Below are 15,176 nucleotides of genomic sequence, written 5' to 3' on the forward strand. Positions count from 1 at the left end.
CGGGACTAGCCGGCGTCCGGCCCGGGACGCGCCCGCAGGGACGCCGTCCCCGCGGTGGGCGGTGGGGGATCGCCCTGGAGCCGCTGGCGGTAGGGCAGCCACGGGGCGACGCGGCGCGCCGGCGGCACCTCCAGCGCCCCGGCATGCTCGGCCGCGCCGATCTGGCCGGACGCCAGCAGAGCGTCCAGCGCCGGCCGGGGCAGCCAGGCGAGGACCCGCAGTTTGAGGCCGGGAAGGTCGAACAGCTCGTCGCAGGGCGCCGGACGGTCGGCCTGCGCGCCCGGCCGCAGGTTCGCCGGGTCGACGACCCCCGACACCAGCCGCCAGTAGTCGGCGAACTGGGTGGCGGGGTCGGGCAGCGCGCCGCTGTCCAGGCCGATGCGGACGGTCTCCAGCCAGCAGTCGTAGTAGCGGCGCTCGTGCAGCGCGCCCATGTGGCGCTCGCACCAGGCGGCCATCTCCTCCCGGCCGGGCAGCTCGGCCTTGCCCGACAGCACGGCGAGCGCCCATCCGGCGATGGCTTCGAAGTACGGGCAGGCCGTGCCGAACGCGTCGGTGTCCACCGGGGTGTTGACCACCACCAGGGACGGGTCCCGGTACCAGAAGAAGTGCTCGTACAGCTCCCGGCGGTCGAAGCCCTCGACGAACCCGTAGTCGGGCATCTGGTACCCCAGGCACAGGATCACCGCGTCGTACCGGCCCCACGTCCCGTCGGCGAAGACGACGCGGCCGTCGGCGGCGAAGCGGTCGAACGCCGCGCGGGCCCCCACCTCGCCGCGGTGCACGTGCGGCACGATCTTCTCGTTGACGTGCACGGCGCCGTGGAATCCGGTCTCCGGCAGCAGACCCGTCTCCCGGTACATGGCCATGTACTCCGGCATCAGCCGCGACAGCCACGCCAGGTAGCCGTCGTAGGGCATCTCCTCCAGGGCGACCCGGCCGATGTAGGAGAACAGCATGTCGTTGGCCAGGCCGCCGCAGTCGCGGGGCAGGAACAGCGCCTTGCGGCGCACCGCCCAGTCGACCGCCGCCGCCTCGCCGACCAGCTCCGAGGCGATGTCGGCGCCGCTAACCCCGCCGCCGGCCACCAGCACGCGAAGGCCGCGGAAGGCGTCCGGGCGGCGGTAGTCCTTGGCGGTCAGCACGCGCACGCCGTGCGGCGCCTCGCCGGCGGCGGGCGGCACCCTGGGCCGCCACAGCTCGCCGTTGGCGACCATGACCGCGTCGAACCGGGCGGTGACCGGCACGCCACGGCACTCGGCCGTGACGTGCCAGTCGCCCTCGCCGCCGGCCACCCGGGTCACCTCGTGCCCGAACCGGATGACCGGCCACACCCCGAACCGCTCGGCGTATCCGCGCAGGTACGCGTGCACTTCGGGGACGGTCAGGAAGTCGCCGCCCTGCCGCGGGGCGAAGTCGGAGAACGGGAAGCCGGACCGCGAGGTCTGCATCCTGACGCCCTCGTAGGCGCCGAGCGACGCCGGATTCCAGATGCCTCCCACGTCGTCGTGCTTCTCGAACACCACGACGTCATGTCCCGCCTCCAGCGCCTGCTTGGCGCTGGTGAGGCCCGCGGGCCCCGCTCCGATCACCGCGATGCGCATTCCCGCCGCCTAGATGAAGGGGTCGAAGTCGTCGAGGAGCTCCACCGGCCGGCCACGGCCCGGCATCGCGGCGATCTCCAGGTTGGTCTGGTGCCGCGCGCAGTGGAACCGGCAGTCGGTGCTCGGGTCGACGACGGTGGTGTCCGCCTTGGCCCACAGCTCGGCGAAGGACGACTCGTTGATGTCGCCGAGCCTGGCCTTGTCGTTGCCCCGGTGGTAGGGGCAGACGAACACGCCGTTCGGCGTCACGGTCGTGCGCAGCTCGGCCACGTGGCAGGTGCGGTAGTCCTTGGGCTGCACCGGGTCCAGGTCGTGGCGCACCGTCTCCCAGTTGGAGGAGCCGAGCAGGTGGAACGAGCCGTCCTCCAGCTCGCGCAGCCGGGCGAGCTGCTCCTCGACAAGGGCGACGTCGGCGGGCGTCTGGTTGACCGTGAAGTGGTCGTCGTCGAGCATCGCCTTCAGCTCGAAGTAGTCGCAGCCGAGGTCCTTGGCGAGCTTCCCGGCCGTGTACACCTCGTGGTAGTTGGTGTCGACCACGGCGCCCGCGGCGTCGCGGCGCTGCATCAGCAGGAAGGAGTACCCGAGCGCGCCGCGCTTGCGCTCGGCCAGCGCCCGCAGGTTGTCCACGATCAGCGGGAAGACGCTGGTCTTGCGGCGGCTCGGCCGGAACTTGTCGTAGGTCTCCTGGGTGCCGGCGTCCATCGACACCCGCACCCAGGACACCATCTCGGCGAGCTGGTCGATGTAGCGGGCGATGAGCGTGCCGTTGGTCACCAGACCGACCTGGATGCCGGCCTCGTACAGGATCGTGATGATCGTCCCGATCGACCGGTGCATCAGCGGCTCGCCGCCGCCGATGAGGATCACCGCCTTGACGCTGGAGGCGGCCAGTTCGTGCGCCAGCTCGACGATGCGGTCGCGCGAGAGCTGGCCCTTGTGCAGCACCCCGGCGCTGATGCACTCGGGGCAGGCCAGGTCGCACAGGGTGGTCGGGTCCAGGTCGACCACCAGGGGGGAGCCGAGCCTGCGCCCGTGCGCGACCTCCGCGGCGCTCGGGTACACCGACCGCTGGTACAGCTTGCCGGCCAGGTCGAGGTTGCGGTCGATCCGGTCGGTGCCCAGGGTCCGTTCGGACCTGCCGGCGGCCGACAGGTCGTGGATGAGGGTCATGCCGCCTCCACCGCCGCGGCGCGCTCCGCCGAGTCGCCGCGCTCGGCGCGCTCGGTGAACTCGTGGGCGAAGCGGTCGATGCGCCCGATGGGCTCCTCGGGCTTCCAGCTCAGCGGCGGGATGTGCGCGTTGGTCAGCTCGCCGTCCTCGCGCAGCGCCGACGCCGGGGGGTGGCGCAGGTGCAGCAGCGGGTCGTCGTAGCTGTCGTAGGCGTTGGCGAAGTCGAAGCGGTAGTTGAAGTCGATGTCCTCGCCGCCCCAGCCCTCGTACCGCTCGTCCATGCCGTCGATGCGGTGGAAGGCGCTGGTGCGCACCCACAGCGAGCAGCCCGGCCCGCGGCGCAGCGTGTAGCCGCGCAGCCGGTCCAGATCAGGCTGGCCGGCGCGGTCCCACAGCCGCTCCTTGATCGCCCTCTGGCTGGAGGGGGTGTCCAGGCACAGCATGTTGCGGTAGGTGAGGTGGCCCATCGTGCCGGGCCGCTCGAAGCGGGTCGCGTTGCGCTCGACGAACTCGCGGTCGGCGAGCACGTCGGCGTCCAGGATGGAGATGACCTCCGAGTGGCCGGGGGAGTGCACCACGCCGACGTTGACCACCCACGACTTGTTGAAGGTGCTCGCCTTGGGGGCGAACAGGTAGTTGTCGGCGTAGGGCTCGATGACGTCGCGCCAGCGCGGGAAGGAGTCGGACTCCACCACCGTGACCTGGTAGCGCTCGCGGGGGAAGGACTGGTCGCGCAGCGACTGCAGGCAGGCCAGCAGGTTGCGCAGGCGGGCGCCGCCGGTGTCGCGGTCGCGGAAGGGCACGACGATGAGCACCTCGGGGTCGGCGCCGGCCGGCAGCCCGGGCCCCGGCGGCAGGGTGCGCAGGTCTTCGACGGTGACCACGCTCTCCTTGGCCGTGTAGGCGGCTCCCACATGGTGGCCCAGGCGGTTGTTGCACTCCGACCGCCACGCCAGGTCGAAGATGCGGTCCAGTCCCGGCCCCTGCGCCTCGGGCGCCTTCAGGGCCTCGCGCAGGGCGGCGTACCGGCCGGCGTCGGACGGGTCGGCGATCAGGGCGCGTCCGAGCTCCCGGACGGCGGGGTCCTCGGCGTCGCGCACGGCCTCCACCACCGCTCCGGTGAACGGGCGCGCGCACTCCCAGTAGTAAAGGCCCGACTGGGGCGCGTCCGGGTCGAGGGCAACCGCGATGGAGTCCACGACGGCGGTGGCGAGAGTATCGAGATCCGACGGTCGCAAGGTGGGCATCGGAGCTCCTTCCGGTTAAGGGGGACATACGGGGGCGGCGCCGTTTGCCAAGACGAAGGTACGAAAGGCGGCGGTGCCGGGTTAATGGCCGGCGCTACTCCATTGGCGCCCGGCGTTACTCAATTCGCGGACCGGCCCCCCGGAACCCCCGGGCGGGTCCGTCCCGGGGGTGGCGCCGCGTCCGCGTGACGGTAGGCGGGACCTTCAGTCGAGGCCGCCCGACCCGGTGATCATTCCGGCGCCCACCGTGGCGTTGGTGGCCTCGTCGATGAGGATGACCCCGCCGGTGAGCCGGTTGCGCGAGTAGGGGTCGCAGAACAGCGGGCGGGTGACCCGCAGGCTCACCCTGCCGATCTCGTTGCGGCGCAGGACGCCGGCGTCCTGGTCGCGGTGCAGCGTGTGCACGTCGAGCCGGTAGTGCAGGTCGCGGACCTGCGCCCGCGCGGTGCGGGTGGTGTGCTTGACGGTCAGCGTGGACTGCGGCCGCATCGGCTGGTCGCCCATCCAGCACACCATCAGGTCGACGTCCTGGGTGACCGACGGCGCGTTGCGGGGACGGCAGAGCATGTCGCCGCGGGAGATGTCGATGTCGTCGGCCAGCCGCAGCGTCACCGACATCGGCGGGAACGCCTCCGCCACCGGCCCGTCGAGGGTGTCGATGGCGGTGACCCGGGTGGTCAGCCCGGACGGCAGGTGCAGCACCTCGTCGCCGGGCCGCAGCGTGCCGCCCGCGAGCTGGCCCGCGTAGCCCCGGTAGTCGCGGTGGTCGCCGGTCTGCGGCCTGATCACGTACTGCACGGGGAAGCGCAGGTCGACCAGGTTGCGGTCGGAGGCGATGTGCACGGTCTCCAGCAGGTGCAGCAGCGAGCCCCCCTCGTGCCAGGGCATCTCCGGCGATCGGGCGACCACGTTGTCGCCGTTCAGCGCCGAGATGGGCACGAAGGTCACGTCGGAGGCGGTGAGCTTGGCGGCGAACGCCGTGAACTCGTCCTTGATGCGCTCGAAGACCTCCTGGCTGTAGCCGACCAGGTCCATCTTGTTGACGCACACCACGATGTGCGGCACGCCGAGCAGGCTGAGCAGGACGGCGTGCCTGCGGCTCTGCTCCAGTACGCCCTTGGTCGCGTCGACCAGGACGATGGCCAGGTCGGCGGTGGAGGCCCCGGTCACCATGTTGCGGGTGTACTGCACGTGGCCGGGGGTGTCGGCGATGATGAACTTGCGCTTGGGCGTGGCGAAGTAGCGGTAGGCCACGTCGATGGTGATGCCCTGCTCCCGCTCGGCCCGCAGGCCGTCGGTGAGCAGCGCCAGGTCGATGCGGTCGTTCCCGCGGGCCAGGCTGACGCGTTCGACCGCGTCGAGCTGGTCCTCGAAGATCGATTTGGAGTCGTACAGCAGGCGGCCGACGAGCGTGCTCTTGCCGTCGTCGACCGAGCCGGCCGTCGCGAACCGGAGGATGTCCATGGTCATGGCTGCTCGTTTCGCCGAGTCGGAAGTGGCCCGTGTCATTGCGGGGGTCATTGCGGAGGGCTGGGCGGAAGCGGGACGGGGGCCCGGAGGCGGTCGACGGCGCGGGCTCCCCGCCGGCGCCTGAGGGTCAGAAGTAGCCCTCGCGTTTGCGGTCCTCCATCGCCGCCTCGCTCGCGCGGTCGTCGGCCCGGGTGGCCCCGCGCTCGGTGGTCCTGGCGACCGCGATCTCCTTGATGATCGAGTCCACGTCGGAGGCGGCGGAGGAGACCGCCCCCGTGCACGTCATGTCGCCCACCGTGCGGAAGCGCACCGTCGTCCGGTACACCGGCTCGTCCGGGCCGGGCGACAGGTACGGGTTCTCGGCGAGCAGCATGCCGTCGCGCTCGAAGACCCGCCGGGCGTGGGCGAAGTAGATGGAGGGCACCTCCAGCCGTTCGCGTTCGATGTACTGCCACACGTCCAGCTCGGTCCAGTTGGACAGCGGGAACACCCGGATGTGCTCGCCCTTGCGGATGCGGGTGTTGAACAGGTTCCACAGCTCGGGCCGCTGGTTCTTGGGGTCCCACTGGCCGAACTCGTCGCGGAAGGAGAAGACGCGCTCCTTGGCCCGCGCCTTGTCCTCGTCCCTGCGGGCGCCGCCGAACACCGCGTCGAACCGGTGCTCGGCGATGGTGTCCAGCAGCGTCGTGGTCTGCAGCCGGTTGCGGCTGGGCCACCGCCCGCCCGGCTCGGCCACCCGGCCGGCGTCGATGGAGGCCTGCACCGAGCCCACCACCAGCCGCATGCCGAGCTCGTCCACCCGCCGGTCGCGGAAGTCCAGCACCTCGGGGAAGTTGTGTCCGGTGTCGACGTGCACCGCGGGGAAGGGGATCGGCGCCGGCCAGAACGCCTTCTCCGCCAGGCGCAGCAGGACGATGGAGTCCTTGCCGCCGGAGAACAGCACGGCGGGGCGCTCGAACTCGGCGGCGACCTCGCGGAAGACGTGGATCGCCTCCGACTCCAGCGCGTCGAGCTGCCCGAGCTGGTAGTCCATCACCGCCGCCCTCATCCCAGCCCCCGCGTGTTGCCGCCGTCGGCGACCAGCACCGTGCCGGTGACGAACCGCGCCTGCTCACTGGCGAGGAACGCCGCCAGAGCCCCGAAATCGTCCGGATCGCCGACCGTGCCGAGCGGGATCTCCGCGGTGATCTCCTTGAGCGCGGTCTCCTTGTCGTGGGCCAGCCGAGCGTCCAGGAAGGTCTCGAACGCGGGCGTGCGGTGGCACCCGGGCGCCAGCACGTTCACCGTGACGCCGCTCGCGCCCAGGGTGTGCACCAGGCCCTTGGCGAAGCCCAGCAGTCCGAGGCGGGCGGTCGCCGACAGGGCGGTGCCCGGCAGCGGCTGGCGCACCGCCTCTGAGGTGATCAGCAGGACGCGGCCCCAGCCGGCGGTCTTCAGGTGCGGCAGCGCGGCCAGCGCCAGCGCCACGTGCGGGAGCATGGAGGAGTCCATCGCCTCCCGGTACTGGTCAGGGGTGAAGGCGTCGGCCCGGCCGTGCGGCACCCCGCCGGAGTTGGTCACCACCACGTGCAGCGCGCCGAACGCGGCGACGGTGCGCTCCACCCAGCCGGCCACCGCGCCGTCGTGGCGCAGGTCCACCGCGGTGCTCAGCACCCGCCCGGGACCGGCGGCGTCGACCTCGGCGTGCGCGGCGGCCAGGCGCTCGGGGTCGCGGGCGGCGATGGACACGTGCGCGCCCTCGGCGGCGAGCGCGCGCGCAACGCCGAGGCCGAGCCCGCTGCTCGCCGCCGCGACCAGGGCGACCCGCCCGGTCAGTCCGAGGTCCATCTCAGGCTCTCCTTTCCGATCGGGGTGCGGCGACCCGGCACCTGCACGGGGTAGCCGTAACGGGGCAGCAGCGGCAGGGCCAGAGCGGTCGCCGTCACCGTGTGGCGGGCCGGCAGGTCGGTGCGCCACCGCTCGTCCGGGCGGATCGCCACCGCGCCCTGACGCAGCCGGTCGGGGTTGCCGGTGACGGTGTGGTTGCCGCCCAGGTGGACGGTCCCGCCGGCGTCGACCGGCGTCGCGTCGTCCAGCCCGGCGAACCGGATGACCCGCTCGACCACCTCGGCCGGGGCCGCGCACAGGTCCTCGTGGCGCACCCGCAGGTAGCGGTCGCCGGCGGCGGAGCCGACCAGCTCGGAGGCCACGTTGAACCCCGTCCAGTAGGCGGTGCTGGCCGCCGGGCTCATGGGGGAGATGTACTGCTTGCTCTTGTGGTACGAAAGGGCGGTGGCGCGCGGGTCGCGTACGACGTGCAGCACCCGTACGTCCAGGTCGTCGCGCCCCAGCAGCGCCGCGGCCTCGGCCGGGTACTTGGAGCCGTCGACCACCAGCCGCTCGCCGCCCCGGGCGGCCAGCTCGCGGTAGAGCCCGGCCATCCGGTCGAGCACGGCCGCCACCGGGGCCGGGGCGGTCCGGCCGGGCCGCGTCTCGGCCAGCCGGGCCCGCGTGTGCCGGGTGCGCAGCAGCCGCCGCTGGGCGGCCGTCATGCCGCGCGCCGCGGCCGCGAGGTCCTCCTCGCCGGTGGAGGCGAGGACCGCCGACCACAGGGAGCAGGCCCGAACCTGCTCCCCGCAGCCGCAGACCGAGTTCGTACCCGCCCGCAGCACCCCGTTCTGCCACAGATAGTGCAGCTCGCCCGCGTGAAGCACCCCCGGAAGCTCGTTGAGCACGTTCCCCAGGAGGGTGCTGCCGCTGCGCAGCCAGCCGGTGATGTACAGGACTCTGGGTCGGTCTGTCATCGTGGGTGAACCTCCGGTCGCATCAGGGGCGGGACAGCAGCAGGAAGTGCTGGGGCAGGTGCACGGCCAGGCCGACCCGGGCGTGCGCCCTGACCACGTCCTCGCCCTCGGGCCCGGCGTTCCTGCGCAGTGACAGGGACGACACGCCCGGGTCGAGCAGCGTGACCGCGGCGCGGAAGTCGCCGAGCAGCGCCTTGCCGCGCGGCATCATGCGGGTGCGGGCCACCTTGATGCCCACCTCGGTGAGCTTGCTCAGGGTGCCGTCCTGCACCAGCCGCCAGTACAGGGACGGGTGGGCGACGATGCCGTCGCAGGAGCCGCCGGTGTCCTCCACGCGTGCGGCGGCGGCGGTCAGGTCCGCGCAGACGTCGTCGCCGAGTTCGCCGGTGCGCACCTCGGGCAGGGTCAGCAGGCCGCTGATCCTTCCGTCGGCGGTGCCGTGCAGCAGCGACTCGTTCTCCACCACGCCCATGCGGACCAGCACGCGGTAGTCGACGAACGCGGCCAGCAGGGCGGGCTCGTCCAGCAGGCCCTTGGGCAGCGGGACGTCGATCACCAGGTCGGTCAGCTCGGCGTGCTGGACGCTCGGCCCGAACGCCGACTCCGGCGTGCTGGCGTAGGTGTTGCCGGGCACGTCGCGGCCCGCCTGGGGGGCCTCGCGGACGTAGGCGGAGGGCCGGTCGCTCACGCTGGCCACCTTCAGCAGGTGGCGGACGGTGTAGCGCGGGCGGGTGGCGAACAGCGGGAACGCCGCCGGCAGGTAGCCGTGGATCGGGACGACGGTGTCGCCGTCCTCCCGGCCGCGCGAGACGGTCCAGGCGAACTCCTCGCCGGGACTGCGCCTGGTCAGCGCCGGGTCGGCGAGGGTCTGGCGGGTCACCTCAAGGGCGGTGGCGCTGCTGTGGGTTGTCGTTGTCATGTCGCTCCCTGGCTCAGATGGTGGGGGAGAGCGTGGCGCCGGGGTTCGCCATGCTGGGGGTGGGACGGCCGGCGGGGGCGCCCGCCGGACGGGTGAGGGGGTCGTGGGGCCGCGTCGGGCGGGACGCGCCGAGGACCGATGCGCCTGCGGGGGTCTCGCCGGCGCCCGCCGCGGCCAGCACGGCGGGCACGGTGAGGCCGAGCGCGGCCAGGGTCTCGTCGTGGGACCCGCCCTGCGAGGGCCAGGAGGGCCCGGCGTTGACGCTGTGCACCTCGTGCCGGGGCAGCAGCAGCGCCAGCGTCGAGGCGACGCTGCCGGCGGCCCGGTGCTCCTCGACCACGACGATCCGCCGGGCGTGGTCGGCGAGCTCGGCGGCGGCCTGTGACAGGCTCTCGAAGTCCACCCAGCACAGGTGGGCGTGCGAGAGGTCCGGGCGCCGCTCGGTGGCGGCCACGCAGAGCTGCGCGGGCTTCTCACCGACCGACACCAGGAGGGTGGGCCCGCCCGTGCCGCTGACCCAGCCGACCTCGCCGCGCCCGGCCGGATCGAACGGCGCTTCGTAGGGCTCGTTGCGCGCCAGCCGCACGTAGCAGGGCCGGTCCTCGTCGGCGGCGGCCTGGATGACCGCCCGGGTCTCGGCCTCGCCGCACGGCACGGCGATGCGCACCCCGGGCAGGCTCTGCACCACGGCCAGGTCCTCCAGGCTGTGGTGGGTGGGCCCGAACCAGCCGCCGGACACCCCGCCGTACGGGCAGACCAGCACGACCGGCGCCTGCTGGTAGCCGAGCCCGAGCTTGACGCTCTCGGCCGCCCGCCAGGTGCCGAACGCGGCGAAGGTGCTGAGGAAGGGCCGCAGGCCGGCCGAGGCCAGCCCGACCGCGATGTCCACCGCGGCGGCCTCGGCGATCCCCAGGTTGAGGAACCGCTCGGGGAAGCGCTCGGCGAACGGGTGCGACGGGCCGCCGAGGTCGGCCTCCAGGCAGACGATGCGCGGGTCGAGGGCCGCGAGCGCGGTCAGCTCGTCCTTGTAGGCCTCGCGTCCGGGGAGCGTCATCGGAGCACCGCCTTCCACTGCCGGGCGCGGGCCGGGCTGATCTTGACGTAGTGGGAGGCGGCCTTGCCCTCGGTGGCGGGCACGCCCTTGCCCTTGACGGTCGCGGCGAGCACCGCCTTGGGCCGGTCCTCGGGGACCAGCACGGCGGCGAGCTTCTCGATGTCGTGCCCGTCCACCTCGGCCACCTCGAACCCGAACGCGGCCAGCCGCGCCGGCAGGTCGGTCATCGGCGAGATGTCGGCCACGTACCCGTCGTTCTGGCCGCCGTTGACGTCGACCACGACGGTCAGGCCGCCGATGCGCTTGGCCTGGACGATCTGGAGGGTCTCCCACACCAGGCCCTCCTGCAGTTCGCCGTCGCCGACCACGGCGATGGCGCCGCCGGGCTCGCCGAGCAGCCGCCGCGACAGCGCCCAGCCGGCCGCGTAGGCGAGCCCGTGGCCGAGGCTGCCGGTGGGGAACCGCACGCCGGGCACCTTGGGGGAGGGGTGACCGGTGTAGGGGCCGCCGGCCCGGCCGTAGCGCGGCGCGGGGTCCTCCTCGATGTCGCCGGTCTGGTGCAGGACCGCGTACAGCGCGGCGGCGGCGTGGCCCTTGCTCAGGACCACCTCGACGCCGGGCCTGGACTCCGCGACGGTGTGCGCGGCGACCAGGATGTCCAGCACCGACAGGCTGCCGCCGAGGTGGCAGCCCACCGGGCTCGCCGCCATGTCCACCACCGACCCGCGAGCGCGCCGGGCGCGCTCACGAGCCAGGTCGATGTCGTTCATCTCCTCTCTCCCGTCGTGACGGCGCCCGCGACGACGGGCACAGGGGACACTGGGGACACTGGGGACACTGCGGGTACGGCGGTGACCGCGGGCGCCGGGGACGCGGCGGGGGTGCCGTCGCTCAGCCAGCGCCGCACCGCCTCGCCGAGCACCTGGACGGCCAGCCGGTACTCGGCCGCCTCCAGGCGCTCGTGCGGGGTGTGGTCCAGCGAGGCGTCGCCCGGCCCGTAGGCCACCATCGGGACCTCCCGCCAGGTGGTGGCGAGGGTGTTCATGTCGCTGCTGCCCTTCTTGGCCAGCAGCCGGGGCGAGGCGCCTGTCGTGGCCCGCAGGGCGCGGGTGAACGACTTGACCAGCGCGCTGGTCCGCGGGGTGGCCACGGCGGGGGTCGCCAGCAGGGTCTCCACGCGCACCGGGTCGGGGGCCGCCCTGCGCAGGGCGTCGATGACCTCGCTCGTCGTGGTGCCGGGCGGGACCCGCACGTCCACGACGGCCTCGGCCGTCTGAGCCTCGCCCTCGCTGCCCGCGCGCAGGCTGAGCACGGCGAACAGCGTGTCGGCGCCCAGGCGGGCGACCTCCGCCTCCGCCGCGGTGACGGCGTCGGCGATCCGGCTGGCCGCGGTCCGCGCCGCCTTGCCCGCGGTGTGCGCGGTCGTCTGGGACACGCTCAGGCGCGCCTTGCACACCCCGTGGTAGCCGACGGTCAGGGCCGCGGCCCCGCTCGGCTCGCCGATGATCACCGCGTCGGCCGGGTAGTGGTCACGGGCGTAGAACGCGCCTTCCGCGGTGCGCTCCTCCTCGACGGTGCCGACGACGCGCACGGTGGCGTCCTCGGGCACCTCCAGGGCGGCCAGCGTGGCCAGGAAGGCGGCCAGGCTGCCCTTGGCGTCGACGCTGCCGCGCCCGGTGATCGCCTCGCCGTCCCAGCGGACCGGCCACCGGTGGGGCACCGTGTCCAGGTGGCCCAGCATCAGCAGCCGCCGCGGCCCGGTGCCGCGGGTGGCCACCAGGTTGCCGGCCGCGTCGACGCGTGCGTCCACGCCGTTCGCGGCGCACCAGTCGACCAGGTAATCGGCCAGCTCCCGCTCGTCGCCCGACACCGAGGACAGCTCGACCATCCGGGTCAGCAGCCCCAGGTCGGGCGCGGGGGCGGGGGCCCGCCAGAAGCGGGTGCCGCCCCGCGCGTCCAGGGTGTGCGGGCCGGTGATGGCGATGTCGGGCGTGCCCGCCAGCGCCAGCTCGGCCGCGCGCACCTTCTGCCGCATCCGGCCCCCGGCGTAGCCCATGCCCTCGCCCGCGGCGGCCTCCGGAAGCGTGCTGCCGGGGTCGGCCGGGTCGGTGAGCAGCCCCGCCGTCCCGGTCACCAGCCGCAGGTGGTCGGCGTCCAGGGCCAGCGCCGCCTCGGCGGCCAGCACGTCGGCGTCGACGTTGAGCGCCGAGCCGCCGTCGGTGGCGGCCACCGGCGGCGACAGGCACACCACGTCGAAGGCTTCCAGCAGCCGCGCCAGGCGGGCGCCGTCCACCTGGGCGACGGTGCCGGCGCGGTGGTCGCGCACGAAGCGCTGCCGGCCGCCGTCCAGCGCCCGGATGGGGCCGTTCGGCGTCGCGGTGACCAGGCTCTCGGCCCGGCCGGTGGTGGCGAACACCGACAGCCCGCGCCGGCCCAGCTCCTCGCGCACCCGGGGCAGGGTGATCTGCTCGTAGGCGTCGATGATGTGCGCCATCTCCTCCGGAGGGCAGTAGCGCACCTCGTCGCCGCCGCGCAGGGTCAGCGTCCTGACCGGCCGGCCGATGAGGGCGTAGTGCAACTTGATGTCGGCCGCGCCGCCGGTGATCACCAGCAGCCGGACGCCGCGCCCGCTCAGCTCGGCCAGCTCGTCGTACACGCCGTCGTGGCGCAGCGTCGAGCTGCCCAGTTTGACCACGTACAGCGCCCGGTGGCCGTTGACGGCCTTCAACGCGGGGGCGCCGTACCCGGCGGCCCTGCTCACGGCCCTGCTCACGGCCACGGTCCCACCTCCGGCAGTCCGAGGGTCTCCTCCAGGCCGAAGATGCGGTTCATGGCCTGGACGGCCTGGCCGGCCCCGCCCTTGATCAGGTTGTCCAGGGCGGACACCGCCACGCAGCGGGAGCCCTCCACCGACACCCCGACCTCGGCGGTGTTGGAGCCGACCACGGTCTTGAGCATGGGGAACGCCATCGGCGAGCGCCCGTTGCTCATGCGCACGAACGGCGCGTCCGCGTAGGCCCTGGCGTAGGCGCGGCGCACCTGGCCGGCGTCCACGCCCTCGCGCAGCCAGGTGTAGGCGGTGGCGAACACCCCGCGGGTCACCGGCAGGCTGAAGGCGGAGAACTGCAGCTCCGGCGCGGCGCCCGTCCAGGTGGACAGGGCCTGGCGGATCTCCGGCGCGTGCCGGTGCCCGTGCAGCTTGTGCACCCGCACGTTGCCGTCGCGCAGCGCCGGATGCTCGGCGCTGTGGTTGCCGCCGCCGCTGGAGCCGGTCTTGGCGTCGACCACCGCCCTGGGCTCCACCAGCCCGTCACGGAACAGCGGGTACAGCGCGTACAACCCGGCCGAGGCCATGCAGCCAGGCAGGTTGACCACCGGCTCGCTCGGCTTGGCGGTGAACTCCGGCACGTAGTAGGGGATCGGCTCGCGCCAGCCCTCCGCCGACTCGGGGTAGTGCTCGGCGATCTCGCCCGGGTCGCGCAGCCGGTAGTCGCCGGCGACGTTCAGCACCAGGTCGGCCTGGCCGCTCACCTCGTCGAGGATGCGCGGGAGCACCCCGTTGGGCAGGCAGGAGAAGGCCACGTCCACCTTGGACAGCTCGTCGGCGGCGCGCAGCCGCCGCCCGGCGAGCCGCGAGTTGCGCAGCCCGGACACCACCTGCCCGAGCGGCTTGCCCGCGTGCTGCTGGGACGACATGAACGACACCTCGGCCTGCGGGTGGTCGCTCAGCAGCCGGATCAGCTCGGCGCCGATGAAGCCGCTCGCCCCGAGCACGGCGACTCTCATCCGCTCGGTCATGCCGCCCTCTCCTTCCGCTCGGCGAACCTGCCGGCCCGGTCCTGGGCGTCGATGACCGAACGGGCGAAGCGGGCCAGGTGGGCGGGGATGTCGACGCCGTGGACGCCCACCGACTTGGCGAACTCGGGATTGGTGTTGACCTCCAGCACGTACAGCTCGCCGGTCTCGGCCGACTCGGCCAGGTCGACGCCGTAGAAGCCGGGGCCGAACAGGTCCACGACGCGCCTGGCCAGCTCCGCCGACCTCGGCGACAGCGGGATCGGCTCGACCGTCCCGCCGAGGTGGGTGTTGGTCCGCAGGTCGGGGCTCACCTGCTTGTAGGCCACGACCGGCGTGTGTCCGACGATGATCACCCGCTCGTTGAAGCCGGGCTTGGGGATGTACTGCTGCACGACCACCGGGAAGGAGCGACCTCCGGGGTCCAGTCCTTCCCAGCCGCCGCTCCAGGCGGCCAGCTCCGCGGGGGTGGTGATGTGCACGATGCCCCGGCCCCAGGAGCCGCTGACCGGCTTGACGACGGCGTGGCCGCCGAGGGCCTCGATCTGCTCGCCCACCTGCTCGGCCGAGAAGGCGATGCGGGTGGTCGGGTGAGGGAGCCCGGCGCGGGCGAAGGCGAGCGCCTGCAGGTCCTTGGACAGGCACAGGCGCACGGCGGCGGGCGAGTTCAGGGTGGGGATGCCGGCATGCTCGAAGCGGTCGGACATCCCCGCCAGCTCGCGGTGGGAGACGTTGCGCAGGATGACCAGCCGCGGCGCGAGCGCCGGGTCGTTGAGAAACGCGGTGGTGTGGCGGGGCGTCACGGACCGCGCGGTCAGACCGGCCGCGCGGAACGCCGAGAGGATGAGCCGTTCCTCCGGGCGCATGATCGTGACGGAGACCAGCACGTCCGCAGGGGCGTCACTCACCCCAGTCCTCCTCGACCTCCGGCGCCAGGTCCAGACGGACGACCGGCGCGGTGTCCAGCACTTCGTGCTCCTGGCCGCAGCCGCGGCAGGCCAGGATGTCGCCCAGTTCGACGTCGGACGGCACGGCGATGTCCGTCTCGCACTGCAGGCAGGCGGGGGCGGCCGTGATGTTTGCCATGACAACTCCTCGGCGTGGTGTGGCGTTTCGGGTGACGGGACGTCCGGC

Annotated in this window: 14 protein-coding genes; all 14 read right to left on the reverse strand. The window is 73.5% G+C overall.

Annotation, left to right across the window (positions count from 1 at the left end):
• Window positions 1-5: 5 nt before the first annotated feature.
• Window positions 6-1,604, reverse strand: a complete 1,599-nt coding sequence (locus tag ACWEN6_RS11005) for a flavin-containing monooxygenase (RefSeq protein ID WP_452570037.1) — start codon at window positions 1,602-1,604, stop codon at window positions 6-8.
• 9 nt (window positions 1,605-1,613) lie between these two features.
• On the reverse strand, window positions 1,614-2,774 hold the full coding sequence (locus tag ACWEN6_RS11010; protein ID WP_452570038.1) for a radical SAM protein: 1,161 nt from the start codon (window positions 2,772-2,774) through the stop codon (window positions 1,614-1,616).
• Complete coding sequence (locus tag ACWEN6_RS11015; RefSeq protein WP_452570039.1) at window positions 2,771-4,021, reverse strand: glycosyltransferase; 1,251 nt, start codon at window positions 4,019-4,021, stop codon at window positions 2,771-2,773. Before ACWEN6_RS11015 ends, ACWEN6_RS11010 begins: the two co-directional genes overlap by 4 nt.
• 204 nt (window positions 4,022-4,225) lie before the next feature.
• Complete coding sequence (locus ACWEN6_RS11020; RefSeq protein WP_354835635.1) at window positions 4,226-5,491, reverse strand: sulfate adenylyltransferase subunit 1; 1,266 nt, start codon at window positions 5,489-5,491, stop codon at window positions 4,226-4,228.
• A gap of 127 nt (window positions 5,492-5,618) precedes the next feature.
• Complete coding sequence (cysD, locus tag ACWEN6_RS11025; RefSeq protein WP_452570040.1) at window positions 5,619-6,539, reverse strand: sulfate adenylyltransferase subunit CysD; 921 nt, start codon at window positions 6,537-6,539, stop codon at window positions 5,619-5,621.
• Window positions 6,536-7,318, reverse strand: coding sequence for an SDR family oxidoreductase (locus ACWEN6_RS11030; RefSeq protein WP_354835630.1), 783 nt, complete (start codon window positions 7,316-7,318; stop codon window positions 6,536-6,538). Before ACWEN6_RS11030 ends, cysD begins: the two co-directional genes overlap by 4 nt.
• Window positions 7,303-8,274 carry a sulfotransferase gene (locus ACWEN6_RS11035; protein ID WP_452570041.1) on the reverse strand — a complete coding sequence of 324 codons (972 nt, stop codon included), beginning with the start codon at window positions 8,272-8,274 and terminating at the stop codon, window positions 7,303-7,305. Before ACWEN6_RS11035 ends, ACWEN6_RS11030 begins: the two co-directional genes overlap by 16 nt.
• Before the next feature lie 22 nt (window positions 8,275-8,296).
• Entirely contained in the window at window positions 8,297-9,193 is an 897-nt protein-coding gene (locus ACWEN6_RS11040; RefSeq protein ID WP_452570042.1) for a family 3 encapsulin nanocompartment shell protein, read from the reverse strand.
• A gap of 13 nt (window positions 9,194-9,206) precedes the next feature.
• Window positions 9,207-10,247 (reverse strand): transketolase family protein, encoded by a 1,041-nt coding sequence (locus tag ACWEN6_RS11045; RefSeq protein ID WP_452570043.1) that lies wholly within the window; start codon window positions 10,245-10,247, stop codon window positions 9,207-9,209.
• Window positions 10,244-11,017, reverse strand: coding sequence for a 1-deoxy-D-xylulose-5-phosphate synthase N-terminal domain-containing protein (locus ACWEN6_RS11050; protein WP_452570044.1), 774 nt, complete (start codon window positions 11,015-11,017; stop codon window positions 10,244-10,246). The genes ACWEN6_RS11045 and ACWEN6_RS11050 overlap by 4 nt, the downstream gene beginning before the upstream one ends.
• The gene (locus ACWEN6_RS11055; protein ID WP_452570045.1) at window positions 11,014-13,026 is read right to left on the reverse strand and encodes a M20/M25/M40 family metallo-hydrolase; all 2,013 of its coding nucleotides are present in this window, start codon (window positions 13,024-13,026) and stop codon (window positions 11,014-11,016) included. The genes ACWEN6_RS11050 and ACWEN6_RS11055 overlap by 4 nt, the downstream gene beginning before the upstream one ends.
• Window positions 13,017-14,045 carry an N-acetyl-gamma-glutamyl-phosphate reductase gene (gene argC / locus ACWEN6_RS11060; RefSeq protein ID WP_354835618.1) on the reverse strand — a complete coding sequence of 343 codons (1,029 nt, stop codon included), beginning with the start codon at window positions 14,043-14,045 and terminating at the stop codon, window positions 13,017-13,019. The genes ACWEN6_RS11055 and argC overlap by 10 nt, the downstream gene beginning before the upstream one ends.
• On the reverse strand, window positions 14,042-14,950 hold the full coding sequence (locus ACWEN6_RS11065) for a RimK family alpha-L-glutamate ligase (RefSeq protein WP_452570046.1): 909 nt from the start codon (window positions 14,948-14,950) through the stop codon (window positions 14,042-14,044). The genes argC and ACWEN6_RS11065 overlap by 4 nt, the downstream gene beginning before the upstream one ends.
• Window positions 14,943-15,128, reverse strand: coding sequence for a lysine biosynthesis protein LysW (locus ACWEN6_RS11070; RefSeq protein WP_354835614.1), 186 nt, complete (start codon window positions 15,126-15,128; stop codon window positions 14,943-14,945). The genes ACWEN6_RS11065 and ACWEN6_RS11070 overlap by 8 nt, the downstream gene beginning before the upstream one ends.
• Window positions 15,129-15,176: the final 48 nt, after the last annotated feature.

This window comes from Sphaerisporangium sp. NPDC004334 (genome assembly GCF_053602655.1).

Coding starts and splice junctions, on each gene's coding strand:
- ACWEN6_RS11005 (WP_452570037.1), bottom strand. CDS start 1,604: ATGCGCATCGCGGTGATCGGAGCGGGGCCCGCGGGCCTCACCAGCGCC.
- ACWEN6_RS11010 (WP_452570038.1), bottom strand. CDS start 2,774: ATGACCCTCATCCACGACCTGTCGGCCGCCGGCAGGTCCGAACGGACC.
- ACWEN6_RS11015 (WP_452570039.1), bottom strand. CDS start 4,021: ATGCCCACCTTGCGACCGTCGGATCTCGATACTCTCGCCACCGCCGTC.
- ACWEN6_RS11020 (WP_354835635.1), bottom strand. CDS start 5,491: ATGACCATGGACATCCTCCGGTTCGCGACGGCCGGCTCGGTCGACGAC.
- cysD (WP_452570040.1), bottom strand. CDS start 6,539: ATGAGGGCGGCGGTGATGGACTACCAGCTCGGGCAGCTCGACGCGCTG.
- ACWEN6_RS11030 (WP_354835630.1), bottom strand. CDS start 7,318: ATGGACCTCGGACTGACCGGGCGGGTCGCCCTGGTCGCGGCGGCGAGC.
- ACWEN6_RS11035 (WP_452570041.1), bottom strand. CDS start 8,274: ATGACAGACCGACCCAGAGTCCTGTACATCACCGGCTGGCTGCGCAGC.
- ACWEN6_RS11040 (WP_452570042.1), bottom strand. CDS start 9,193: ATGACAACGACAACCCACAGCAGCGCCACCGCCCTTGAGGTGACCCGC.
- ACWEN6_RS11045 (WP_452570043.1), bottom strand. CDS start 10,247: ATGACGCTCCCCGGACGCGAGGCCTACAAGGACGAGCTGACCGCGCTC.
- ACWEN6_RS11050 (WP_452570044.1), bottom strand. CDS start 11,017: ATGAACGACATCGACCTGGCTCGTGAGCGCGCCCGGCGCGCTCGCGGG.
- argC (WP_354835618.1), bottom strand. CDS start 14,045: ATGACCGAGCGGATGAGAGTCGCCGTGCTCGGGGCGAGCGGCTTCATC.
- ACWEN6_RS11070 (WP_354835614.1), bottom strand. CDS start 15,128: ATGGCAAACATCACGGCCGCCCCCGCCTGCCTGCAGTGCGAGACGGAC.